Source organism: Zhenpiania hominis (assembly GCF_014333425.1).
GTDB classification, from domain to species: Bacteria; Bacillota; Clostridia; order Peptostreptococcales; family Anaerovoracaceae; genus Hominibacterium; species Hominibacterium hominis.
The window spans coordinates 407,954-432,882 of sequence record NZ_JACRYT010000001.1 but is presented as its reverse complement, the minus strand read 5'-3'; the positions used below and the strand labels follow the sequence as shown (position 1 = coordinate 432,882).

Here is a 24,929-nt window from a genome sequence, read left to right as displayed (position 1 = left end):
CTGTGCTCATGCTTTTGTAAAGCACTAAATGATCCTTTTCAATTCCGAAGGAATACTTTCTTTTTTATCTTTCTCAGAAATCGCCTGTTTTAATTGCTGAAATCGTTTTTTGTTAAGAGGGTATAATTGCTGCAAAGCTGCCGCGACCAGCAAACAAACTCCTGGAACAAGGGTAAACAGATAATTAATCGTCATCTGCGCGCTCTGACTCTGGACTTCGAGCGCCGCGTTATATCCGCTCATCCCCAAAATCCAGCCTACCGCCTGTGTTGCTACAGAAGTGCTGATCGAAGAAATCAGACCGTAAACAGACATAATGCTGCCTTCCGTTCGTTTTCCCAGCACATATTCCCCTACTTCACTGAGATCATACAAAAGAGAATTAAATAACTGCCAGTAAGCGGCATACGCCAGAGAAAAGACGCATACATACGCCACCATTTTCGCGTAACTGTCAATTCCTGAAAAAAAGAAACACAGACAGCCGAGCCCCGCCGCAGCCAGAGCAGCTGCCACCACATGCTTTTTATCCTTTGCGGCAGAGCCCCATCCGAGAATGGGTGTATAAATAAAATTCGCGATCAGTGAAATAAGAAAAACAGCCGACGTGATTTCATCGCGGATTCCCAACGTATACCTGGCGAAAAAGACCATGCTGGAATTGTAAAAAGTATTTGCCGCCATAAAGAAAATAATAACGCCTATCAGGTATTTGTAAGGCTTTAGCTTCAGAATACTCCAGTAATCCTTCAGGAGCCCCAAAATACTGACCCTGCTTCCTTCCTCAGAGCAGCCAACGTTACCCGTCTGTTCTTTTCCTCTTGTCGAATTCCAGGTAATTAGAATGGAACTGCAGGCGCATACAGCCATAAGAGACGCTAATATCTTCCACGACTGTGCTTCAGAACAGCCCCTGCCGCTTAGAAAGCTGACAATGGTAAGAGGCAGTACCATCCCCAGAATATTTCCTACCAGACCAAAAATCCGAGCGCAGGTCCTGAGAATACTCCTTTCACTGTAATCGCAAGTTAGCTCCGCCCCCAAAGCGGAGTAAGGCGTAAAATACATACCAAATCCTGCCCAGAATAAAAATCCCGCGCCAAGATAAGATGCCATTCGCACAGAAGGGCTTCCCTCAAATACAGTAAAAAGCAGGATAAGTCCTGCCCCAAGAGGTACAAGGGAAGCCAGCAGGTAAGGCCTTCGCCTGCCAAACCGGCTCTTTGTATGATCGGAAATATAGCCTAAAAGACCTTCCGCAATTCCATTTACAAGAATCGTAACAGATGTCACCATCCCTGCCTGCTCCGGGGACAGCTTTGCTACCGTTGTCAAAAAGACAATCAGATAAACGGTCACCAGACTATACGGCCCCGCGTCCGCGATACTTGCCGCTCCATATGCTGCTAATTCTCGCTTTTTCATATTCACATTCCTTACTATTCGACTGATTACTCCAAAAAAGAGTCTACATCATCTTTCTCTGATTCGTAAACTCTTTTTTTGCTGATTGTTTGTATTATCTTGCGATCTGTGGACTTTATTCTTCGCTACCTAAAATTCTCCTCAGAAACTCCCCGGTATAGGATCCTTCCACTTCCGCCACTTCTTCCGGCGTTCCTTCCGCCACAATCTGCCCGCCCCGGAATCCTCCGTCCGGACCCAGATCGATAATGTGATCCGCCCGTTTGATCACGTCCAGATTATGTTCAATGACGACCACTGTATTCCCCGCGTCCACCAGAGTGTCCAGCACCTGCAGCAGCTTGTCCACATCGGCGAAATGCAGACCTGTTGTCGGCTCATCCAGAATATAAAGAGTCTTCCCCGTACTCCGCTTGGAAAGTTCGGACGCCAGCTTGATTCTCTGGGCCTCTCCGCCGGAAAGCTGGGTGGAAGGCTGCCCCAGTTTGATATATCCCAGTCCTACCTGTTCCAGCGTTTCCAGCTGTCTCGCGATGGACGGGATATTCCGGAAAAACTCCAGAGCTTCGGAAACGTTCATATCCAGAACGTCGAAAATGCTTTTGCCCTTGTACTTGACTTCCAGCGTTTCCCGGTTATATCGTTTTCCTTTGCAGACTTCACAGGGAACATACACATCCGGCAGGAAGTGCATTTCAATCTTAATGATTCCGTCGCCGCTGCACGCCTCGCAGCGCCCGCCTTTTACATTAAAACTGAAGCGGCCCTTTTCGTAGCCCCGAAGCTTTGCTTCCGGCGTCTGAGCGAACAGATCCCGGATTCCGGTAAACACTCCCGTATAAGTGGCCGGATTGGAACGAGGCGTCCTGCCGATAGGCGACTGGTTAATGTCGATCACTTTGTCGATGTGTTCAATACCCAGGATTTTTTTGTGGGCTCCCGGCCGCTCTTTCAGTCCGTTGGTAATGGACGCCACGCCCTTATACAGAATCTCGTTGACCAGACTGCTTTTTCCGGATCCGGACACGCCGGTGACGCAGACCAGCTTGCCTAAGGGAATATCGACATTAATCTTCTTAAGGTTGTTTTCCGCGGCCCCTTTAATCTGCAGCTTCAGGCCGTTTCCTTCCCGCCTTTTTTTCGGAACCTCAATCTTCTTTTTGCCGCTCAGATACTGGCCGGTCAGAGAACGTTCACATTTCTTAATTTCTTCGGCGGTTCCTTCCGCTACCAGCTCGCCGCCGTGAATCCCCGCTCCCGGCCCGATATCGATGATATGATCCGCGGCGTACATGGTATCCTCATCGTGTTCCACGACAATAAGGGTGTTTCCGATGTCGGTCAAATGACGCAGAGTTGCCAGCAGTTTTTCATTATCTTTCTGATGAAGCCCGATGCTGGGTTCGTCCAGGATATACAGAACTCCCACCAGGCTGGATCCGATCTGCGTCGCCAGGCGGATCCTCTGGGATTCGCCCCCTGACAGGGTCCCCGATGAACGGGAAAGAGTCAGGTAATCCAGCCCCACGTCAATCAGGAACTGCAATCTCGCCTTAATCTCCTTGAGAATCTGATTGGCGATCATCGCTTCCTTTTCCGAAAGCTTCAGCTTATCCACGAATTCCAGCGCTTCCCGCACGGAAAGATCGCAAAGCTGGGCAATATTTTTATCTCCTACCGTCACTGCCAGAATTTCAGGGCGCAGACGCTTTCCTCCGCAGCTTTCGCAGGGCGTCACCGTCATGTATTTGCGCATCCGCTCTTTGATAAAGTCGGAATTGGTTTCCCGGTAACGCCGTTCCAGGTTGTTGATGATCCCTTCAAAGGGATGATCCCGATAAGACTCCGACCCGTTGCTTCTGCTCTTGTAGTAGTATTTGAGATGCCGTTTTCCGGTTCCGTAAAGCAATTCCTTTTTGAATTTTTTCGGCAGATCTTTGTAAGGCGTATGGATATCCACACCGTGGTACTCAGCCAGCGCGTCAATCAGCTGACGGTAAAATCCCGAAAACTCCATGGACGCGAAAATCGCTGACAGACACCCTTCCGGAATGCTCTTTTCCTGATCCGTAATAATCAGATCCGGATCAATTCGTTCGTTGAATCCCAATCCGTTACAGTCCGGGCATGCTCCAAATGGATTATTGAAGGAAAACATGCGGGGTTCCAGTTCCGCGACGCTGACTCCATGCTCCGGGCAGGCCAGGCTGGTGCTGAAAATCCGGTCGTATTCCTGATCCCCCTGTTTTATATGCGCCACTACCAGACCGTCTCCATGGGAGATCGCCAGTTCGCATGCTTCCGCCAGGCGGCTCTCCGCTCCTTCCTTGACAATAATCCGGTCCACAACAATTTCAATAATATGCTTCTGCTGTTTTTCCAGCTTGACTTCCTCTTCATTGATAAGCACCATTTCTCCGTCAATCCGCGCTCTGGTAAAGCCTTCTTTGCGGATACGCTCAAGGATCTTTTCATGCTCCCCTTTTCTCTGGCGCACCACCGGAGCCAGGATAGTAAGCCTGGTTCCTTCTCCCAGAGACATGAGGATATCCACGATTTGATCCACGGACTGGCTGGAAATCTCCTTTCCGCAGACCGGACAGTGAGGAACGCCGATCCTGGCGTACATCAGACGCAGATAATCATAGATCTCGGTCACCGTTCCCACTGTGGAACGCGGATTTTTGCTGGTGGTCTTCTGGTCGATGGAAATAGCCGGCGAAAGCCCTTCAATATACTCCACATCCGGTTTTTCCATCTGTCCCAGAAACTGCCTCGCGTAAGCGGACAGGCTTTCTACATATCTGCGTTGTCCCTCCGCGTAAATGGTGTCAAAGGCCAGGGACGATTTCCCTGATCCGGAAAGTCCGGTCAGCACCACCATCTTGTCCCGCGGCACAGTCACATCTATGTGTTTCAGATTATTTTCATTTGCTCCCTTGATATAAATATCTTTTGCCATCTCTTCCCCTCATTTGCTATAACTTTACTTTGTATTCGAAAATCTGGTCGCGAAGCATCGCCGCCCGTTCAAACTGCAGATCGGCCGCCGCCTGCTTCATTTCTTTTTCCAGTTTCTTTACATATTCTTTCAGTTCTTTCTTAGTCAGTTCCAGAGGACTCTTGCCCTTGTACCGCTCTTCATCGTCCGCGGCTTTGGTCGCCTCAATCACATCACGAACGGACTTTTTAATGGTTTTCGGCGTAATGCCATGCTCTTTATTGTAAGCGTCCTGAATCTTTCTTCTCCGCTCTGTTTCCTCAATGGAAACCTTCATGGCCGGACTGATGCTGTCGGCATACATGATAACCCGCCCCTCCGCGTGACGGGCCGCCCGTCCGATGGTCTGAATCAGAGAAGTTTCCGTCCGCAGGAAGCCTTCCTTATCCGCGTCCAGTATGGCTACCAGCGAGACTTCCGGAATATCAAGTCCCTCTCTCAGCAGGTTGATTCCCACTAATACATCGAACACATCCATCCGCAGATCCCGCAGAATTTCCATTCTCTCTAATGTATCTACCTCAGAATGAAGATATCGAACACGAATTCCCGCATTTTTTAAATAATCCGTAAGACTTTCCGCCATTTTTTTGGTCAGCGTTGTTACCAGGACTTTTTCTCCCTTTTCCGTAGTTTTGTTGATTTCCCCAATCAGATGGTCAATCTGCCCCTCGCTCTTCTGGATTTCAATCTTCGGGTCCAGAAGTCCGGTCGGCCGGATAATCTGTTCCGCCGTAATGCCTCCGCTCTGCTCCCGCTCGTAGGGTCCCGGCGTGGCGCTGACGTAAATGCACTGATGGGCCAGCTGCTGAAATTCTTCAAACTTCAGCGGGCGGTTGTCCAGAGCCGACGGCAGACGGAATCCGTATTCCACCAGCGAGCTTTTCCTGGACCGGTCTCCCGCGTACATGGCACGAAGCTGAGGCAGCATCACGTGGGATTCATCGATGAGAATCAGAAAATCATCCGGGAAATAATCGATCAAGGTGTAAGGCCGGGTTCCCGCAGGCAGACCGTTCAGATGCCTGGAGTAGTTCTCAATTCCCTTACAGCTTCCGATTTCCCGCAGCATTTCAATATCATAACGGGTCCGCTGCTCAATGCGCTGGGCTTCCAGCAGCTTTCCCCGATCTTTGAACCACTGAATCCGCTCAGTCAGTTCATCGGTAATGGTCAGAGCCGCCCGTTCAATGTTTTCCTTGGTTGTCACATAATGGGACGCCGGGTACACTGCCACGTGATTTCTCAGGCCGATGATTTCTCCGGTTACCGGATTGATCTCCTTGATGCTCTCCACTTCATCCCCGAACAGCTCGATCCGCACAGCGCTTTCGGCTCCCGCCGGATAAATGTCGATGATGTCGCCCCGCACCCGGAACGTGCCTCTCATAAATCCCATATCGTTTCTGGTGTACTGGATGTCCACCAGCTTGCGCAGAATATCCTGCCGGTCTTTTTCCATGCCAGGGCGCAGAGACAGGACCTGGTTTTCATAGTCCACCGGACTTCCCAGTCCGTAGATGCAGGAAACGCTGGCTACGATAATTACGTCGGTCCGTTCCGACAGAGCCGCTGTAGCCGAGTGGCGCAGTTTTTCGATCTCTTCGTTGATGTCGGAATCCTTTTCAATGTAGGTGTCCGTGGATGGAACATAGGCTTCCGGCTGATAATAGTCGTAGTAACTCACAAAATACTCCACCGCATTGTCAGGGAAAAACTCTTTGAACTCCCCGTGAAGCTGGGCCGCCAGAGTTTTGTTGTGGCTGATCACCAGGGTCGGTTTCTGGACCTTTTCTATAATATTGGCCATCGTAAAGGTCTTCCCCGAACCGGTGACGCCCATTAAGGTCTGATGTGATTTTCCTTCCAGCACGCCCTTTGCCAGTGTCTCAATGGCCTGGGGCTGATCCCCCATGGGCGCGAATTCCGATGCTATTTTAAAAAGACGTTCTTCTCTCAATTGCGAGTCCTCCTGTCTTGTATTTTCTAGCTGTTTTCAAAATTGTCACTTCCCTCATTTTCCATTTCCAATAATACCCGATCAAAATCACTCTGATATAATCTGTCCTGCTTTACGCGATACTTCTCAAACTCACTTAACGCATGTTCTTCCGCTATTTTCGCCGATATGCTCCCCGCGTGCATTAAAACTTCTTTCTTCGATAATCTTAAAATGCCCTCAAACTGTTCCGCCCAGTCCTCCATCGTCATGGGAATATGCTCTTCTGCACGCATTTCCGCCAGGTCTAAATAAGCATTAACAATTCGAGCCATAGCCGAAAGTTCCTGCTCGTTCAAATAGTTTTTTGCAACTGTAACATCAAATCTTTGTATTTTACCATTAGGGGCATCCTTCCATGTCTGTAATCCCATATGCTCTTTTTCACTATCCGCTCTATGATAGATTACCTCTGCTGCCGTTTCCCCGTGAATCGCCCAGTGTAATTGGTTTTGCACCTTTGCAAAAAAAAGTCTTGTTGTTTGTGCCTTGGAATCATAATCTATACTAGTTGCATAAATATCTGTGATTTTCTGATAAAATCTCCGCTCAGACAACCGAATCTCCCGGATTCTTTGCAACTGTTCTTCGAAATAATCTTTTGTCAGTACAGTTCCAAAGTTCTTTAGTCGTTCATCATCCATAGTATAGCCTTTTATTGTGAATTCTTCTATAATTCCATTTGCCCATTTACGAAACTGAACGGCTCTTGGGGAGTCCACTTTATTTCCCACAGCGATAATCGCTTTTAAATTATAATGATTTGTGTTATAGCTTTTCCCATCTGAAGCAGTTATTCGAAATTTTCGAATAGCTGAATTCTCGTCTAATTCTCCATCTGCAAATATCTTTTTCAGATGATAATTAATCGTATGAGTTTTCACATTGTAAAGAAGTCCCATCATTTTCTGAGTCAGCCACACATTTTCATCAAAATATATAGCATTAACATCACTTTCTCCGGTTGCTGTAATAAATGTTAGATACTCTGCTGCCGAAGAACGTACTATCGATATTTCTTTTTTCTTATTCATATTCCTCACCTTTAAATTCAAGAGCTTCTAATCATTACGAATTTTTCCTGCGAACGTCATAAAATCATTTTGTCCGTTTCGTATCATTCTGCCCTCAAAATATGGACGAAACAGCACAAAAGAGTATCGTAAATGCCGTTTCCATTCTAGCACAAAAAAATTAAAAAGTACACAACAAAAAGGAACGTTTGTTCTGTACTTTTCTTACTTCCATATCTATTTTTCATTGCCGCCGGAATATGAAAAACATCATCCGAAGCCTTTCGCACACCTTCCTTCACCGCTCAAACCGCACCACATAGGCTCCCAATACCTGTTCACAGGGAATTGCCGCCGCGTTTAGCACGGAAAAGGCCTGCTTTGCGTAATGTGTTTTCGGCGCGGAGGAAACGGCAGGCAGAGTTTTCCCGATACTGGCTCCATGGGCGCCGCCTTCCGCAAACTTCCATGCAAACGTACAGTCGCAGAACTCTTTCTTTTCCTCGATTTGTTCCGGCGGCCGCAGCGTCAGCCTTTCCCCGAAAAAGAAACAGCCGTCGTTATCCTTTTCCGCAGGACATCCGCCTTCCACTCCCACGCCTGTATAGGTAATGGTCAGAAAAGGCATTTCAAAGGTTACGGATTTCCCCTTTCTCTGATAACACAGTTCGGAACTGCCGCTGTCCCAACAGCCGATGTTCAGCCATCCCCGCTTTCCACAGGCCTCGACGGCAGTGTTCAGTTCTATGTATACGGACTCCGGATCACCCTCCCGGATTTCTCCATTGATTCTCAAAACCGGCCGCAAAGATTCGAACCCCTCCGGAAGCAGCGCGCGAAGCCGATCCTGTTCCACGCCGTAAGCCATTACAAATTGCTCTACTTTCATATCACATATCCCTTCCATGGCTGACGCTGTCCTACGACAGCTGTTCCAGCTTTTTGCTGTGTTCCGTGACCGTCCGTTTCAGCAGAATTACATCCTGGTTCATGCCTTCCAGATGATCCGCCCACTTCCTGTACCGTTCATAAGTATCTTTGTAGCAGCTCCTTAAATCCAGGAGAACAGGAAGCATACGGTTTTCCACAGTCAGTTCCACATGCTTCAACCTTGTATCCATGTCGATTCTCACATAATTGTCCAGACTTGTTAACATTTCCTCCAGTCCGTCTACGCGACTTTCCAGACGATCGATTCTGCTGTCCAGTTTATCAAGCCGCTGGCACACCGGCTGCAGATGCAGCTCCATCATATCGGAAATCGCCACCAGCAATTCATTGTCCGTCATTCCATTCTCTCCTTTCCCTCGCGCATATTGATGAAAAAAGTATAACATCGGGATAAGGGCATGTCAATGGAATTCATTCCAAATTATTACTTTTATGTTATTTTTATCAAATTGTTCTTATTCTATCTCACGCAACCGCTCCACAATCGTTTTCTTTGATACGCTTCTGTAAACCGCCGCCGGCAGCGCCGCTCCCAGCAGCAGGAAAACCGGCGCGGTAATCCAAATAGCTGAAAGGGTAATCAGGAGGAATCTATATGGGTATTACAAACTCAAACAAGCAGATCAATGTGAGCCGTATCGACTGCCAAGGGATGCTGAAAGTAACCCTGGCCCTTTCCGCGGCCCCCGATATTTCTTCGAACCCAACTGACATTGCTCTGGTGCTCGACCGTTCGGGCAGCATGGCGGGATCGCCCCTTGCCAATATGAAAGCCGGAGCAAAGACGTTTATTGATATTATTGACGAAGCAATCGACAGCGCCCACGACGGGCAGATCGGATCCGGCAGCCGGATCGGAATTGTCAGCTTCGCGAACACCGCCACAGCGGATACGCAGCTTATTACCTCTGTGGCTGATTTAAAAACAGCTGTCGACAACCTTTCCGCAGGCGGATCCACAAACCACGCGGACGCCTTTGAAAAAGCGATCCAACTGTTTGATCCTGCCTCGACAAACGCCAAGGTCATTGTCATGTTCACTGACGGAAAGACAACTGCGGGTCCGCCGCCCAGCCCTGTAGCGGCAGCAGCGCGGGCAGCAGGAATCATCATTTACTGTATTGGACTCGTTGGTGCGGACGGAATTGATGTAGACACCTTAAATGACTGGGCAACGGATCCGGACACCTCTCATGTGGCGGTTACACCTAATGACGCGGATCTGGAAGACCTGTTTAAAGATCTGGCGGCGAATATTTCCAAACCCGGCGCGACCGATATTATAATTGATGAAATCGTAAATTCTGACTTTATGATAACCAGCGTGATTCCACCTACCAAAGGCAGCGCCATGATGGTAAACGCGACAACCCTTCGCTGAGAGATACCGGAACTGGGCGTTTCCGCCAACGAAGGCGCTTCGCTGGAATTTTTCGTCCGCCATATCGGGCAGGATTCAGGAACAAAACCGATCAACGCCTCTATCACTTATACCGATAACGAAGGCAATTCCGTTACGTTCCCGGATCCGTCTGTTCTGGTAGACTGTGGGATTGTTGTCGACCCCGAACCCTGTCCGGTGCCGATTGACTTAAAGGTGGAAGGCTGTGAGGATTCCGTTGAGGTCGATCTGGGTGACACCTATCTGGAATCGCTGGGACGCATTGTCCAGCTGGACGTAACCGTCAAAAATGTTTGTCCCGGAAAGCGAGTGGCTCTTGGGGTTATCCTCACGGAAGTCGACGCCAATGGAGACGAATATCAGCGCGGAATGAAGGCAATCACGATCCCCGCCCACACTTCTCCGAGCTGCCGGGACATTCTGGTAAAATGTATCAAATTTGTGCTTCCTGAAGATCTGGATGTATCCGCAGGCAGCGTTCCCAACTCCATGTGCAATACCAGAAACCTCAAAGTCCGCCTTATCGCCCACAATATTGACACGGACTTCCGCTGCTGTGACTCAACCGTGACAGTATAACTTTTGCAGGACTTCTCCGGAAACAGTCTCCGGATGGGAAAAGCATAGCCAAAAATATTGTTCACTTACTTATCCCACTTTCTGCGGCACTGTTCAACCGATAGAAAGGTCAGAATAATAACAAGTACCAGCCCAACGATGCAGGCTACCATTACGCCGTTATAGCTTCCGGTAATATCATACACGGCCGCATAGATCGGATGACCGATTGAACTGGTCAGAACACCGGCAGTTGCCGCATAGCTGTAAATTTTCGCATATTCCCGGTTTCCAAAGGCTCTTTTGATGGCAAAAGCCGGATTGACAGACATCGCCGCACAGCACGCGCCGAAAAGGAATCCTCCCGCGTACACAAAAATCGGAGAAGATCCGCCCTGCACCAGGAACGCAAAAGAAACAATCCCAAAAATTGCTCCCACTACCAGCGTTGTCCGGGTTCCGATATGATCATTCAGAAGCCCCAATGCAATTTTTCCGAAAATGATTCCCAGCATCATAGCCGTGGAAACCGTGGCAGCATGCTCAATATCAAATCCTTTGCTGACCGCCATGTTCGTTACATCCTGCATAAACGCTCCTGCAAAATAGATCCCGATCACAATTACATAGATCAGAATGAACTGCGGGGTCTTGACCATTTCTTTCACTGTCATTCCTCTGGTGTCTGCCGCCGAGTCTCCCATTTTTTCCGCCTTTTCAGCACCCAGAGGGCGCAGTCCCTTGTCTTCCGGTCTGGAGCGCAGCAGGAGTACACAGATAAGAGAAACCACCAGACCAATACCCCCGATCAGGAGATAAGTGTTCCGGAATCCATATGCGGCAATCCACTGTCCGCAGAGAGGGGAGAAGATTGCTCCTCCGATCCCTGTGCAGGCAGTCGCGATTCCGATGGAAAGGCTCAGATTCGTCTTAAACCAGTTATTCAGCACGATGGGAACCAGAAGATAACAAATAAAGGCTAGCCCGATGCCGTTAATAACCGCACAGATATACCAACCCCAGATGTGGTGGAACTGCGACATAAGCATCATTCCGCCATTGCTCAGTACAACGGCAACCCCGATAAGAACGCGGGTGTCGAATTTATTGAACATTATGCCCGCCACTGGCTGAAAGACCGCCATCGTCAGCGTACGAATTGTAAAATAGATGGATACCGCCGTCACCGGAACATTCAGATCCGCTGCGACAGACGGCGTAAAAATCCCCATACAACTGGAAACCGTTCCCATCGTGCCGATCATAATGCCGCACATAGCTGCCAGTATCATCCATGCGTAATGAAACTTTTTCTGTGTCTGGATGTTGTTTTCCATGGTTTAAACCTCCTTTATTGTACCATTCCGGAACTGTCCATAATCGCCAAATTATCATAAAATTCAAAATTTAACATAAACAGCATAACCGTTCTCGCGAAAAAGGAAAATCCCACAAAAGCATCATTTCTCTTTCGCTTTCAGAGTGGCTATTTCGGGTGATACCGGAGAAATCCTCAAAACCAGACCCTTAACGCTTGAAGAACGTTCTTCCTTCTACTATACTAAGAATATAGCGTATACTTATACTTTGTCATGGTTCCCCGTGGGGAACGGAAAGGAATGGAATACATGGAACACACAGAAAAACCGGAATTACTGGAATCAATCTTAAACGCTTATCCATACCCCATCGTTTTCGTGGACAATGACTACAAAATCCGCTTTATGAATCGGAACGCGGAATACCATTATTATCAGGAACGAGGCTATTCAGACTTAATCGGAGCGTCTATCTTCGAATGCCACAACAACGAAAAATCTGTGGAGCGGATCAAAACCGCCTATGAAGGGATCAAGCGCAATGGAAAAGAAGTCTTTATCGGCGTTTCCACCCGGAACCTGCGTATCTACATACAGGGAGTCCGAAACAGCAAAGGCGAGTGGATCGGTTTCTTTGAGCGGTTTGAGCTAAATCAGCAGTTATAAGGAGGCTGATGCAAAATGAATTCAGACTTTGCTCGGATGCTTCGCACCCTTACCCCCGCGGAAGACCGTTTTCATCACATACCGCAAAGCTGATGACAGACCGATGTTTTGGATACTTGCCCGTTTCTCTGAAAAAATTGCCCATTCCCGCATGTGGATATCTGCTTCCACAGCGTTGTTTTTTCTATATCCAAAAGACTGGTCTTAAGGTATAATAGATTATGTAGATCTGTGTTTTCAATAAAGTGGAGGTATTCTATGAAATTACGTCAAACAAAATTATTAAAACTGATTTTATTTATTTGCTGTACGGCATCTTTTCTGATTTCCCTGAAGCTGTTCTGGGATTTGGGCGTTTTCTGCGATGAATTCGGAACTTCTCCAGATGAAGTATGTGGCGGAGAGTTCGGGCTCTTTATGGTCTGGCTGCGGATGGGGCTCCTGTTCCTCGCTACAATCGGTTCCGCGCTGGCTCTGCTGCATAACAGGGAACAGTAGGCACTTCACCATGCAGCACAAATGTAAAGTAACGGTACTGAGAAAGGAACTATATCCCGATCTGCAGGAGCAGTATCTGGCAGATCCAAAATCGGGGCCCTGCCCCTTTTATGAAGTGGGGCAGGAGTTCCTGTTTGAACGCTACGGAAAAAAAGATGACTTCTGGCGGGAGGGAAACGGAACCCAGTGTTCGGAAGCCTGGGACTGCATCAGCCGCTATATTTATACCGCGCTGCAGGGCGGCTCTATCATGCGGGGCTGGACCAATGACGAAAAAATCATGATCGCCTGCTGCAACGACGGCACCCGTCCGGTCATCTTTAAAATCGAGCGGATTGATTACAAGGTTCTTTATATAAAAGGGATCCGCACCCGGGAAGACAGGGAGAAAATTGTTGCGGCTCTCAAAAAACCGAAAGCAGTGCAGGATGCCTTTTTTAACCTGGAAGAAGGCTTTGCTGAGGTGATTCTCAAAAAGGATATACCGGACGAATTGCTCCACGCTCTTGTTGGAGAATGCGGAAATTATACGATCTCACGAATTGATTAATTTCGAAGGAAAGGTAAAAAATTACTGTCGGGAATCGGTTTTCCCTTTTCCCTGAGAAATATCTTTGAGTTCGTGGGTAGACCAAACCTGTTCCTGGGCGTTTTAGGGCTGATTGGCCTGTACCTGGCAGTTTCCGGAGCCAGTTTTCTTTACCGGGGTTCCGGGGTGAAGCTTTTTCAGTACGCACAAAAGCTGGGGCTGGCAGGCGTGGCTTTATGGTTCATCCGCATGTATCTTCAACTGACATACCCGTCCGGCTACTGGTTCATAAGCGGTCTTTCTCTTTTTGTCGAAAGCCTGATTCTGCTGCTTTTTTATACCAGTATTTTTGCCGGTTCCGCACAGCTGGAAAAAGGCGGAACACACCCCTGCCTGCGCATCGCCTGTATTTTCGCGGTCGCGGAAACCTTCAGCGCGGCAGTTTCCATGACCGATCTGTTCCTGGACAGCGTGGGCGCGGGCTGGGACTGGATTTTGATCGGCCGCGTCTTGGTTCAATGGGCTCTTGCCTTCTGGATCATGGTGCGTTTTGCGGATCTTCGCAGAGATTACATGCCGGAAGAAACAATGGAGGATATACAATGACAAAAGAAGACTATTTTTATGAAGCATTTCAGGGCATGGAACGCCTGGGCCCGGGAAGCAGAGAATCCACAGAAAAAGCTTTGGCCTTTTTCCCGCGGAAATCACAGCCCGTGCGAATTCTCGATGTAGGCTGCGGAGTTGGAACCCATACGTTCCTTCTCGCGTCTCATTTTCCGAAAGCGGATATCACCGCCATTGATAGCCACAGCCCTTATATCCAAACGCTTAACCAGAGCGCCGCTGCCCGCGGCATCTCCGATCGGGTTCACGGTCTGGAGATGTCCATGTTTGATATGACCTTTGAAAAGGAAAGTTTTGATCTGATCTGGTCGGAAGGCGCCATTTACATCATTGGTTTTGAACGCGGCCTGAAGGAGTGGAAACGCTTTCTGAAACCGGGCGGTTTTCAGATCTGCAGCGAAATCAGCTGGCTAAAGGATGACCCTTCCCGCGAAAGCCTGGATTTTTGGCAGTCCGCCTACCCCCAGATCGGCACCATCGCGGAAAATCTGCGGCGGATTGAAGATGCCGGATATATTTCCGAAGGCCATTTTGTCTGCCCGGTCAGCGACTGGACGAAGGAGTATTATGCTCCCTTACAGAAAAACCTGGATCGCATAAGAAACCTTTACCCGGATCAGCCGGATGCCCTGGGTGCGGCGGCCATGCTACAATCGGAAATCGACCTCTATCTGCGTCATAAAGACGATTACAGCTATGTTTTTTATGCCATGTCCCGGAAATAAACGACTCCTGCGGACAGAAACACACTGTTTTTTCACAGGAACAGCCGTTCCCGCAGAAAACACAAATGGCGGAGCAAAACCTGTGGATAACTCTTTGGGACAATTCGGGACAAACCTTTAATTTTCAACAATTGTAAAAATATGTTTATCCACAACCTCCCTTGGATATAATTGTATACAATAATATTTTTTTTGTGGATAATCCGCAAACCCCTGCAAACAGACACATTTCGCCTGTTGAAAAGCCGCGGTACCGCTTCTTCCTGATTTGAAGGTGAAACGGAACTTGTATCTCGAACAAAAATGGAGGTATTTTACAATGAATAAACTGGAAGATTATTTAGTCAGCATTCCTGATTTTCCGAAACCCGGTGTTGTTTTCCGGGATATTACTTCAATCCTGCAGGACAAAGACGGACTACAGCTTGCTATCAAGGAAATTCTGAAGCTGCTTGCGGATACAGACTTCGATCTGGTCGCGGCTCCGGAATCCCGCGGATTTCTCCTGGGAATGCCTATCGCTTATCAGATGAAAAAAGGATTTATACCCGTGCGAAAGAAAGGGAAACTGCCCCGTGAAACGATACGGGCGGGATTTGAGATGGAATACGCCCGGACAGAACTGGAAATGCACAAAGACGCGGTAGCTCCGGGACAGAAAGTGGTCATCATCGACGATCTGATGGCAACCGGAAATACACTGCGGGTCATCGCGGACATGGTGGAAACCCTTGGCGGCAAAGTGGTAAAAATCTGCTGTCTGCTGGAACTTCCTGAACTGGAAGGCCGCAGACAGCTGAAAGACTATGAGATTGCCTCAGTTCTGAGCTGCGATGAAGCTTAAACTTCACCGCGGCTCTTTTCTTTTCCACAGAACACATACCGCTCCAGCCGTTCAAAAGCTTCTTCTACTCTGGCGCGCGGAAGCGCGAGATTCATGCGGATATGGCAGTCTCCATGAAACGGCCGGCCATCCTGCCAGATAACGCCCACCTCAATACCCGCTTTGTACAGTTCTTCTATGCTGCATTCATGCTCCGCGCACCACTCTGTGCAGTCTAAAAACAGCATATAAGTGCCCTGCGGCTTTGTTACCTTCACGCCGTGAAACTTCTGACGGATCACATCCACCGCGTAAGTCAGATTGCCGTCCAGGACCTGTCTCAACTCATCAAGCCACTCTTCCGCCTCCCCGGAATAAGCGCCTATCAGCGCGTACATGGAAAGCACATTCATTTCATTAAAATGAGTCATAGCCTCTTCTTTTTTTATCCGCTGGCGCAGATAGGGTGAATAGATCACCTGATAAGATCCTACCAGCCCGGCAAGATTAAAGGTTTTCGACGGTGCGTACAGGGCCGCGGTCCGCATCTTCGCGTCTTCCGAAACTGACTGGGTCGGAATATGGCGCTGGCCCGGCATCACCAGATCCGCCCAGATTTCATCCGAAACCACATATACCTCATATTTTCGGTAAAGTTCCATCAACTTTTCAATTTCCCATCGCTCCCACACACGCCCTGAAGGATTATGGGGCGAACAGAAAACGGCGGCGTGAATGTGATGCCGGATCAACTTTTCCTCCAGATCCAGATAATCGATTCTCCACACTCCGTCTTCGTCCTGAATCATCGGATTGAGGACAATCTTCCACCCGTTATCCTTAATCGCGTGGGTAAAACCGATATAGGTCGGCGACTGCAGCACAACACAGTCCCCATGAGAGCAGAAAACATTCAGCGCGGACACGACGCCTCCCAAAACTCCGTTCACATACCCGATCTGTTCTTTTTCCAGCCCGGTAATCCCATATCGCCGCTGATGCCAGTTGATAATCGCGTCGTAATACTCCTTTCTCGGAGTAAAATACCCATAGGCGGGATGCTGCAGCCTGGAGGCGATGGCCCGGGGAATCGCGGGAGCGGTGGGGAAGTTCATATCCGCCACCCACATGGGAATTATATCAAATCCCTCCCGAATCTTTGCTCCTGAGAAAAATCCCTTTCCCGAAGAATTCCCCGGAAGATCCACCGCCATCGCGTCCCGTCCGCGGCGATCCATAATGGTTGTAAAATCATATTTCATAACAAACTCCTTAATTCCTTTCCTTTGTCGGATTACGTTCCGTCTGTCGGTCCTTTTCTCCCTCCGCTTGTCTGCGCCGCGGGGATCGTATATAATAGGTCTATGGACAGAACAATCTTACACTGTGACATGGACGGATTTTACGCCTCTGTGGAGCTTTTAGAGCATCCTGAATTAAAACATGTTCCGGTGGCAGTCTGCGGCAATCCGGAGAACCGCCACGGTATTATACTGGCCAAAAATACCCATGCAAAAAAATATAATGTAAAAACAGCTGAGACAGTCTGGCAGGCGAAAAAAAAGTGCCCGGATCTTCATCTTCTTCCGCCCCATCACTACAAATACAAAGAATACAGCCTGAAGATCAATGAAATCTATCAGCGGTTCACCGATATGGTGGAGCCGTTCAGTATTGATGAATCCTGGCTGGACGTTTCCGCTTCCCTCAAACTGTTCGGAACCGGTCGGCAAATCGCCGACACCCTGCGTGAGACCATCCGCGGAGAACTGGGTCTCACCCTGTCCGTAGGTGTTTCCTTTAATAAAATTTTCGCGAAGATGGGAAGTGATTACAATAAACCGGACGGAACGACCGTAATCAGCCGCGACAATTACAAACAGCTTCTCTGGCCCATGAACGTTAGAAAGATGTTTTTCGTCGGAAGCGCCACCGCGGAAAAGCTGAACAAGTCGGGGATCCATACTATCGGTGATCTGGCCCGAACCGACCGCGGACTTTTAACCGCGCTTTTAGGAAAGCAGGGGGGCATGCTGTACGAATACGCCAACGGCCTGGACAGCAGTCCGGTCTGCCGCTATTCGGAGCGAGAAAAAATAAAGTCTGTCGGCAATGGAACCACCTTCCGTAGGAATCTGATAGGGATAGATGATATCAAAGTTGCGGTAACGGCCCTCTCCGATACAGTCGCCAGCCGACTCCGCAAATACCAGATGAAAGGCGCCGGGATAAAAGTGGATATTAAAGATCCCGATTTCAAGGTAATCTCCCGCCAGAAACAGCTGTCCGCGCCCACAAACCTGGCGGAAGAAATCTTTCGGGAAGCCATTTCGATTATCGAGGCTTCCTGGAAGCTTAACGCGCCGATTCGGATGCTGACCATTACCGCGATTAACCTGTGCGATGAAAACGAGGCGCAGCAGCTTTCCTTTTTCGATGAAAATACAGCCTCTCACGAAAAAGGGGAAAAAGTGGAGCGGGCCATCGACGATATCCGGGCCAGGTTCGGAGAAAACGCCATCACCTTCGGGCGGGTGCTGAACAACGATATCGGCATTGATCCCAAAGACAATCGAAGCGACTGATCCCAGGCTCAGAATGTCTCAAAGTGGACTTTTTCCCACAGTCTTTCGTCCAGCTGCAGGGGAGGCCGCTCCTGAGCCGGAATACCCAGTGAAAGAATAGCTTCCACCGCGTATTTCTCTTCCAAAGAAAACAATTCTTTCAGAAAGGCTTCCGATGTCATTCCATCTTTTCTGCTGTTCCGGTTCCGGATCTGAATCCAGCAGCTTCCCACTCCCTGATCCGCCGCGGTAAGATGCATATTGCTCATGGCAATGGAGCAATCCTCGATCCAGACATCGTTTACCTCTGTGTCCGCCATTACAATTACCGCCGCGGCCGCGCCTTTGAGCATGTCCGCGCCTTTATCCCGGCAGTCTGTCAGTTTTCCAAGGGTTTCTTTATCCCGCACCACAAGAAACTCCCAGGGATGAAGGTTTTTCGACGTGGGAGACAAAAGTCCCGCCCTTAAAATTGTTTTCAGTTTTTCTTCCGGAACGGCTTCCTCCGTGTACCTGCGGATACTCCGCCGTTTTTGCAGTTTCTCAATCATCTTTTTATTCTCCTTCTGGCTGCTCCGGCAGGCAAATCCGCCGCCGCAGGCCTTCTGATTCTGTAAACCGTAATAATTTATTATATCATGAAATATAAAAAATTTCTTTTTTTCTTCCCGCCGATATGCTATATTATTTAAAGCGTTTTTTATACCATATCAATGAACGAAAGGACAATGTTGATATGAAAAAATTTATCGAAGAATTTAAAACTTTTGCTCTGCGCGGAAACATGATGGACATGGCCGTCGGCGTAATTATCGGTGGCGCTTTCTCCGCAATCGTTACATCTCTTACGGATAACTTTATCAATCCCATTCTGAACTTTGTAACAGGTGGCCAGGTTTATACCCTGCAGGATGTTGCCGGATTTGCCTCCGCCTTCATCTCAGCTCTGGTTAATTTCTTCATCATGGCCTTTGTACTGTTTTGCCTGCTCAAGGGGATCAATAAACTGGTAGCTCTCGGCTCAAGGAAAAAAGAAGAAGCTCCCGCAACAAAGAAATGCCCCTTCTGTCTGAGTGACATCCCTGTGGAAGCCACCCGCTGCGCGCACTGTACTTCCCTATTAGAGACAGAATGTACAGACAATCAGATACAGAACGCTTAAAAGAGCGCTATCCGCGCTCACTTGCGCGCAAAAAGGTTCCGACCCGTCAGAGCAGATACTCTGACCAGCCGGAACCTTTTCTATTTTATTTACTTAGCAACATCGGTTAACCGTCTCCATTTGCAATCAGCTGTTTTTCACTGCTGCCTGCGCGGCCGCTAATCTCGCAATCGGTACTCTGAACGGCGAGCAGGATACATACTGAAGACCAATGTTATGGCAGAATTCGATAGACTTCGGATCTCCGCCGTGTTCCCCGCAGATTCCAAGCTTAATATTCGGTCTTGTCGCTTTTCCTTTTTCCACCGCCATCTTAACAAGCTGACCTACGCCAACCTGATCGATACTCTGGAACGGATCTTCCTCAAAGATTCCTTTTTCTCTGTACTCTTTGATAATATTTCCGGTATCATCTCTGGAGAAACCAAAGGTCATCTGGGTCAGGTCGTTGGTTCCGAAGGAGAAGAATTCCGCTTCCTCTGCGATTTCATCCGCAGTCAGCGCCGCTCTCGGAATCTCGATCATGGTTCCGATGAGATAATCGAATTTCACGCCTTCCCGTTCCATTACCTTCTCGACTGTCTTCACAACCGTCGCCTTCACATCCGCCAGCTCTTTCTTCATTCCTACCAGAGGAATCATGATTTCCGGCACAATGTCCAGACCCTTTTCTTTTCTCACTTCAATGGCCGCCATGATAATGGCCTCCGCCTGCATCTCCGCGATTTCCGGATAGGTGACCGCCAGACGACAGCCTCTGTGGCCCAGCATCGGGTTAAATTCATGGAGTTCTTCCGTCTTCTTAGCCAGCTTTTCATACGGTACGTTGATCTGCTCGGAAAGCTGGCGGATTTCCTCCTCCGTATGCGGCAGGAACTCATGAAGCGGTGGATCCAGCAGACGAATCGTCACCGGCCGATCCCCCATCGCCTCGTAGATTCCTTTAAAGTCCCCCTTCTGGTATGGCAACAGGAAGGACAGAGCCTCTCTTCTCTCTTCTTCCGAATCCGCCAGGATCATTCTTCTAACTGCCGGAATCCGCTCTTCTTCAAAGAACATGTGCTCCGTTCTGCAAAGTCCGATTCCTTCCGCTCCGAACTCGACCGCCTGTTTGGCATCTCTCGGATTGTCCGCGTTGGTCCGCACTTTCAGGGTTCGGATTTCATCCGCCCACTGCATGATAGTTCCAAAATCGCCCGACAGTTCCGGTGGAACCGTCTTCACCTGTCCCTTCATGACGTCTCCGGTCGTTCCGTCCAGGGAAATATAATCCCCTTCCCCGAAGGTCTCATCTCCGATGATCAGTTTCTTCGCTTCTTCATCCACCTTGATTTCCGCGCACCCGGATACACAGCATTTGCCCATACCTCTTGCTACCACCGCCGCGTGGGAGGTCATTCCACCTCTTGCCGTCAGGATTCCTTCCGCCGCGACCATTCCAGCCAGGTCTTCCGGAGAAGTCTCCAGTCTTACCAGTACCGCCGGATTTCCGTTTTCAACCGCCGCTACCGCGTCCGCCGCGTTGAAGTAAATCTTTCCGGTCGCCGCTCCCGGGGATGCCGGCAGTCCTTTGGTCAGCTTCTTCGCCGCCTTCTGTTCCGCTTCGTCAAATTTCGGATGCAGCAGCTGGTCGATCATCGCCGGCTCCAGTCTTGTAACCGCCGTCTTCTTGTCGATCAGACCTTCTTTTTCCATATCTACCGCTACTTTTACCGCCGCCGCTGCCGTACGCTTTCCGTTTCTCGTCTGCAGCATATACAGTTTGTTCCGCTCTACCGTAAACTCCATATCCTGCATATCCGTATAATGTTTTTCCAGCAGTTCGGAAATCCGCGCGAATTCCTTATATACTTCCGGGAACGCTTCCGCCATCTCCGCAATCGGCTGCGGCGTCCGGATTCCCGCTACCACGTCTTCTCCCTGCGCGTTCACCAGGAATTCACCGAACAGCTTCTTCTCTCCGTTGGCCGGGTTTCTTGTGAAGGCCACTCCTGTTCCCGAAGTGTTCCCCATGTTTCCGAATACCATGGACTGTACGTTTACCGCCGTTCCGATATCTCCCGGAATATCGTTCAGTTCCCGGTACAGAATCGCTCGCTCATTGTTCCACGAACGGAATACCGCTTTCACCGCTTCCATCAGCTGTTCCTTCGGATCCTGCGGGAACTCCCGTCCCATTTCTTCTTTTACCAGCTTTTTATAGCCTTCGATAATGTCCTGCAGATGTTCGGTTGTCAGGTCCACGTCATATTCACAGCCTTCCGCTTCTTTCTTGGCATCGAAGATGGCGTCAAACTTGCTCTTGGCAATCTCCATCACCACGTCTCCGAACATCTGAATGAATCTCCGGTAGCTGTCATAGGCGAATCTCGGGTTCTCCGTCAGCTTTGCCAGCCCTTCCACCGTCTCGTCGTTTAATCCCAGGTTCAGGATCGTGTCCATCATTCCCGGCATGGAAATTTTCGCTCCCGAACGTACCGATACCAGCAGCGGATTTTCTACACTCCCAAACTGCTTGCCGGTTACATTCTCCAGGTCGGAAAGCTTTTCAAAGATGTCCGCTACAATATCCTCCCCAATCGTCTGATTTTCTTCGTAGTAGCGGTTGCAGGCCTGTGTCGTTACCGTAAATCCGAAAGGCACCGGAAGTCCGATCCGGGTCATTTCCGCCAGATTTGCTCCCTTGCCTCCCAGCAGGTCTCTCATGTCTTTGGAGCCTTCGTTGAATGAGTAAACAAACTTTTTCTTTTCCACTTTACATTCTCCTTACTAAAAAATTAGTCTTTCTTCTATATAGCTTCTAACCTGATCAACAGGAATTCTAACTTGTTCCATGGTATCCCGGTCACGGATTGTCACACACTTGTCTTCCGGCGTGTCAAAGTCCACACAGATGCAGAACGGAGTACCGATTTCATCCTCTCTCCGGTAGCGTTTGCCAATGGAGCCCGCCGCGTCATAATCCACATTAAAATACTTGGATAATTCTTCATAAATCGGCTCAGCTGTCGGTGCCAATTTTTTCGCGAGCGGAAGCACAGCTGCTTTAAACGGCGCCAGAGCCGGGTGGAAGCGAAGGACAACTCTTGTGTCTTCCTTTCCTTTGCTGTCAGTGAGGACTTCTTCATCATAAGCGTCCACCAGGAAAGCCAGAGCCACGCGGTCCGCTCCCAGTGACGGTTCAATACAGTAAGGAACATATTTTTCATTGGTTTCCGGATCCATATAGTTCATTTCCTGCCCGGAATGCTCAATATGCTGTTTCAGATCGAAATCCGTACGATCGGCGATTCCCCACAGTTCTCCCCATCCAAACGGGAAAAGATATTCAATATCCGTCGTCGCGTTGCTGTAGTGGGACAGCTCTTCCTTCTCATGATCCCTGAGGCGAATGTTTTCTTCTTTCATACCCAGACTCTTTAAGAAGTTCACACAAGTGTCCTTCCAATAGGAAAACCATTCCAGATCTGTTCCCGGCTTACAGAAAAATTCCAGTTCCATCTGTTCAAATTCCCTCGTGCGGAAGGTAAAGTTTCCCGGCGTAATCTCGTTACGGAAAGACTTCCCGATCTGCGCGATCCCGAATGGGATCTTCTTTCTGGATGTCCGCTGAACATTCCGGAAATTAACGAAGATTCCCTGAGCAGTTTCCGGCCGCAAAAAAAGTTCCGATTTGGAATCCTCTGTCACCCCCTGGAAAGTCTTAAACATCAGGTTGAACTGCCGGATTCCCGTGAAATCCGCTTTTCCGCATTCCGGACACCGGATGCCCTTTTCCTGAATAAATTCTTCCAGTTTTTCATTGGACCATCCGTCTACAGAAATATCTTCGATGCCTTCGGATTTCAGGTATTCCTCAATCAGCTGGTCCGCGCGGAATCTGGACTTACATGCCTTACAGTCGATCAGAGGATCGGCAAATCCCCCTACGTGACCGGAAGCTACCCATGTCTGCGGATTCATCAGAATCGCGGCATCCAGTCCCACATTGTACTTGGATTCCTGCACAAATTTTTTCCACCAGGCCTTTTTCACGTTGTTTTTAAACTCAACGCCCAGAGGGCCGTAATCCCATGTGTTTGCCAGGCCCCCGTAAATCTCCGAACCCGGATACACAAATCCTCTGTTCTTGGCCAGGGCGGTAATTTTGTCCATCGTCACTTCTTTACTCATTGCTCGTATACTACCTACCATTTCTATTTTGTTTATTTCATATTTGGATCGTCGTCACTGACATCTTCAAAGCTGATGTCACTCACTTGTTCTTCCTGTTCGTTCGTATTTTCCATTTCTTCAACAACGTCATCCTCTTCTTCTGTAAAGCAGCTGGAGAAATCAATATCCTCCTTTTCCTTCTTTACCTTACTGATGGCGTCCGTTGCCTTTGCCTTCGCGTTCTGATAAATATCCGCGCCCCGGCCTTTCATTTCGTCCGCAACGACACTGCCTTTTTCTACAACGGATCCCATTGTATCAGAAACCGTATCGCTTACATCAATAATCGTACCGTCGTCTTTAACCACTTCCACTACACATTTAAAACCGAAAGCCGCGACAACACCCAATACAGCTCCCCACGGCGCAACGACAGTTCCGATAATTCCCAGATTTACCGGGATGTTCAGCACAACCTCATCGTCCTTTTTCACAACGATTTTGGCGACATTTCCTTTTTTAATCAGATCTTTTAAATTATCCAGAACTGCAGTTCCCTGGCTGCTGAAAGAACGGCTGTCCTTCCGATCAATCGTTTCCTCAATGCTGATAATTGCGTCTACCACACTGCCGTCCGCAGCTTCCAACGCTTCTTTTGCTTCCGCGTAGCTCACGCCTGTTCTGTCCTTGACCAGTTCAATTTTTTCCAACGTAATCTCCATGACATAACCTCCTGCTATTCAATACTCCGTTAAAAAGCTTTCGCTCTTTAATTCACCAATCTCTAAATAGTATGCCGCATACTGCCTTATCATAGTCTGTAACTGCGACCGGACCTTCTCGTTCAAGGCCAGATTTTCAAAATTTTTGAGAGAATGATCCGCAAAGTACTTTAATATATCTACTATACCAAAATTAATCGGATAAATCAATGTATCATTGGAAGGAATTTCAAGGTTACGGCCGCAATCCCCGCAAATTACGCCGCCTTCCTTTATGCTGAAAAAAAGCGATGCGTGTTCCTCTGTACATTTTTTCCCGCATAAAGCGCACTCCTTTAGGTTTGGCATAACGCCCATGATCTTCAGGGTCTTGATTTCATAACCCAAAACAAGTGTACCGTGGCTTTTTTTCCGTTCCTCCATAACGCTGAAAAAATCCAGAATCAGATTGAACATCGCCTGGGACGGCTGGCCTTCAGGAAGCACCTTCTCCGTAAATTCCAGCACATAGGAACTGTTCATGTATTTATCTACATCTTCCCCGATCTTGTAATAGCTTTTAATTACTTCCGCCGAATTTACATTATAGCTGTCCCGATTCTTAAAAAGCTCGTATCTGCCATAGGTAAAAGGGCGCATGGCAAGCGCCGCCCGGCTTCTTCCTTTCTCACTGATACTGCTTCCCGCGCTGATCTTCCCGTATTTTTTGGAAAACAAAAGCACCATACGGCGGCCGTAGGCAGCTTTTATCTGCCTTAGTACGACTCCTTCTGTATCTGTGATCATGACG

23 protein-coding genes are annotated in these 24,929 nt (G+C 48.7%); 10 read left to right on the top strand and 13 right to left on the bottom strand.

From position 1 onward, the window contains the following. Positions 1 to 24: 24 nt before the first annotated feature. From H9L42_RS02155 to H9L42_RS02130, 6 genes are all read right to left on the bottom strand, one after another. The gene (locus tag H9L42_RS02155) at positions 25 to 1,425 is read right to left on the bottom strand and encodes an MFS transporter (protein WP_187301791.1); all 1,401 of its coding nucleotides are present in this window, start codon (positions 1,423 to 1,425) and stop codon (positions 25 to 27) included. Positions 1,426 to 1,540: 115 nt separating this feature from the next. Beyond that, positions 1,541 to 4,387 (bottom strand): excinuclease ABC subunit UvrA, encoded by a 2,847-nt coding sequence (gene uvrA, locus H9L42_RS02150; protein ID WP_187301790.1) that lies wholly within the window; start codon positions 4,385 to 4,387, stop codon positions 1,541 to 1,543. Positions 4,388 to 4,403: 16 nt separating this feature from the next. Then, on the bottom strand, positions 4,404 to 6,386 hold the full coding sequence (gene uvrB, locus H9L42_RS02145; protein ID WP_283243205.1) for an excinuclease ABC subunit UvrB: 1,983 nt from the start codon (positions 6,384 to 6,386) through the stop codon (positions 4,404 to 4,406). Between the two features lie 26 nt (positions 6,387 to 6,412). Further along, positions 6,413 to 7,459: a virulence RhuM family protein gene (locus H9L42_RS02140; RefSeq protein WP_187301789.1), complete on the bottom strand. Its 1,047-nt coding sequence runs from the start codon at positions 7,457 to 7,459 to the stop codon at positions 6,413 to 6,415. A gap of 277 nt (positions 7,460 to 7,736) precedes the next feature. Further along, positions 7,737 to 8,345, bottom strand: coding sequence for a hypothetical protein (locus tag H9L42_RS02135; protein ID WP_187301788.1), 609 nt, complete (start codon positions 8,343 to 8,345; stop codon positions 7,737 to 7,739). A gap of 13 nt (positions 8,346 to 8,358) precedes the next feature. Beyond that, positions 8,359 to 8,727 carry a hypothetical protein gene (locus tag H9L42_RS02130; RefSeq protein WP_187301787.1) on the bottom strand — a complete coding sequence of 123 codons (369 nt, stop codon included), beginning with the start codon at positions 8,725 to 8,727 and terminating at the stop codon, positions 8,359 to 8,361. Positions 8,728 to 8,984: 257 nt separating this feature from the next. Here H9L42_RS02130 and H9L42_RS16885 point away from each other — a divergent pair, with 257 nt between their 5' ends. Together H9L42_RS16885 and H9L42_RS16880 are read left to right on the top strand one after the other, a co-directional pair. Beyond that, entirely contained in the window at positions 8,985 to 9,770 is a 786-nt protein-coding gene (locus H9L42_RS16885; protein ID WP_243235613.1) for a vWA domain-containing protein, read from the top strand. Positions 9,771 to 9,968: 198 nt separating this feature from the next. Further along, entirely contained in the window at positions 9,969 to 10,370 is a 402-nt protein-coding gene (locus H9L42_RS16880) for a hypothetical protein (RefSeq protein ID WP_243235612.1), read from the top strand. A gap of 65 nt (positions 10,371 to 10,435) precedes the next feature. Here the strand turns inward: H9L42_RS16880 and H9L42_RS02120 are convergent, their stop codons facing one another. Beyond that, positions 10,436 to 11,686 (bottom strand): MFS transporter, encoded by a 1,251-nt coding sequence (locus H9L42_RS02120; protein WP_187301786.1) that lies wholly within the window; start codon positions 11,684 to 11,686, stop codon positions 10,436 to 10,438. Positions 11,687 to 11,977: 291 nt separating this feature from the next. Here H9L42_RS02120 and H9L42_RS02115 point away from each other — a divergent pair, with 291 nt between their 5' ends. From H9L42_RS02115 to H9L42_RS02085, 6 genes are all read left to right on the top strand, one after another. Then, complete coding sequence (locus H9L42_RS02115; protein WP_187301785.1) at positions 11,978 to 12,334, top strand: PAS domain-containing protein; 357 nt, start codon at positions 11,978 to 11,980, stop codon at positions 12,332 to 12,334. 258 nt (positions 12,335 to 12,592) lie between these two features. Beyond that, entirely contained in the window at positions 12,593 to 12,832 is a 240-nt protein-coding gene (locus tag H9L42_RS02110) for a hypothetical protein (RefSeq protein WP_243235611.1), read from the top strand. Positions 12,833 to 12,842: 10 nt separating this feature from the next. Further along, complete coding sequence (locus tag H9L42_RS02105; RefSeq protein WP_187301784.1) at positions 12,843 to 13,382, top strand: TIGR04076 family protein; 540 nt, start codon at positions 12,843 to 12,845, stop codon at positions 13,380 to 13,382. Positions 13,383 to 13,454: 72 nt separating this feature from the next. After that, positions 13,455 to 13,967, top strand: coding sequence for a hypothetical protein (locus H9L42_RS16875; RefSeq protein ID WP_243235610.1), 513 nt, complete (start codon positions 13,455 to 13,457; stop codon positions 13,965 to 13,967). After that, positions 13,964 to 14,713, top strand: a complete 750-nt coding sequence (locus tag H9L42_RS02090) for a class I SAM-dependent methyltransferase (RefSeq protein ID WP_187301781.1) — start codon at positions 13,964 to 13,966, stop codon at positions 14,711 to 14,713. The genes H9L42_RS16875 and H9L42_RS02090 overlap by 4 nt, the downstream gene beginning before the upstream one ends. Positions 14,714 to 15,032: 319 nt before the next feature. Further along, positions 15,033 to 15,557 (top strand): adenine phosphoribosyltransferase, encoded by a 525-nt coding sequence (locus tag H9L42_RS02085; RefSeq protein WP_187301780.1) that lies wholly within the window; start codon positions 15,033 to 15,035, stop codon positions 15,555 to 15,557. Here H9L42_RS02085 and H9L42_RS02080 read toward each other — a convergent pair. Next, positions 15,554 to 16,798, bottom strand: coding sequence for a MalY/PatB family protein (locus H9L42_RS02080; protein WP_187301779.1), 1,245 nt, complete (start codon positions 16,796 to 16,798; stop codon positions 15,554 to 15,556). The genes H9L42_RS02085 and H9L42_RS02080 overlap by 4 nt on opposite strands. A 102-nt stretch (positions 16,799 to 16,900) precedes the next feature. Between H9L42_RS02080 and dinB the strand changes: the two genes are divergently transcribed. After that, entirely contained in the window at positions 16,901 to 18,121 is a 1,221-nt protein-coding gene (gene dinB, locus H9L42_RS02075; protein WP_187301778.1) for a DNA polymerase IV, read from the top strand. An 8-nt stretch (positions 18,122 to 18,129) separates the two neighbouring features. Here the strand turns inward: dinB and H9L42_RS02070 are convergent, their stop codons facing one another. Further along, complete coding sequence (locus H9L42_RS02070; protein ID WP_187301777.1) at positions 18,130 to 18,651, bottom strand: nitroreductase family protein; 522 nt, start codon at positions 18,649 to 18,651, stop codon at positions 18,130 to 18,132. Between the two features lie 185 nt (positions 18,652 to 18,836). Between H9L42_RS02070 and mscL the strand changes: the two genes are divergently transcribed. Continuing rightward, a complete protein-coding gene (gene mscL / locus H9L42_RS02065; RefSeq protein ID WP_187301776.1) occupies positions 18,837 to 19,262 on the top strand; it encodes a large conductance mechanosensitive channel protein MscL in 426 nt (141 codons plus the stop codon). A gap of 126 nt (positions 19,263 to 19,388) precedes the next feature. Here the strand turns inward: mscL and ppdK are convergent, their stop codons facing one another. Genes ppdK through recO form a run of 4 tightly spaced genes read right to left on the bottom strand, consistent with a single transcriptional unit; the run spans position 19,389 to position 24,925 of the window. Beyond that, the gene (gene ppdK / locus H9L42_RS02060) at positions 19,389 to 22,016 is read right to left on the bottom strand and encodes a pyruvate, phosphate dikinase (protein WP_187301775.1); all 2,628 of its coding nucleotides are present in this window, start codon (positions 22,014 to 22,016) and stop codon (positions 19,389 to 19,391) included. Positions 22,017 to 22,031: 15 nt separating this feature from the next. Then, on the bottom strand, positions 22,032 to 23,435 hold the full coding sequence (locus tag H9L42_RS02055) for a glycine--tRNA ligase (RefSeq protein ID WP_187301774.1): 1,404 nt from the start codon (positions 23,433 to 23,435) through the stop codon (positions 22,032 to 22,034). A gap of 32 nt (positions 23,436 to 23,467) precedes the next feature. After that, a complete protein-coding gene (locus tag H9L42_RS02050; protein WP_187301773.1) occupies positions 23,468 to 24,139 on the bottom strand; it encodes a DUF4342 domain-containing protein in 672 nt (223 codons plus the stop codon). 18 nt (positions 24,140 to 24,157) lie between these two features. Continuing rightward, complete coding sequence (recO, locus tag H9L42_RS02045) at positions 24,158 to 24,925, bottom strand: DNA repair protein RecO (protein WP_187301772.1); 768 nt, start codon at positions 24,923 to 24,925, stop codon at positions 24,158 to 24,160. Between the last annotated feature and the right edge of the window lie 4 nt (positions 24,926 to 24,929).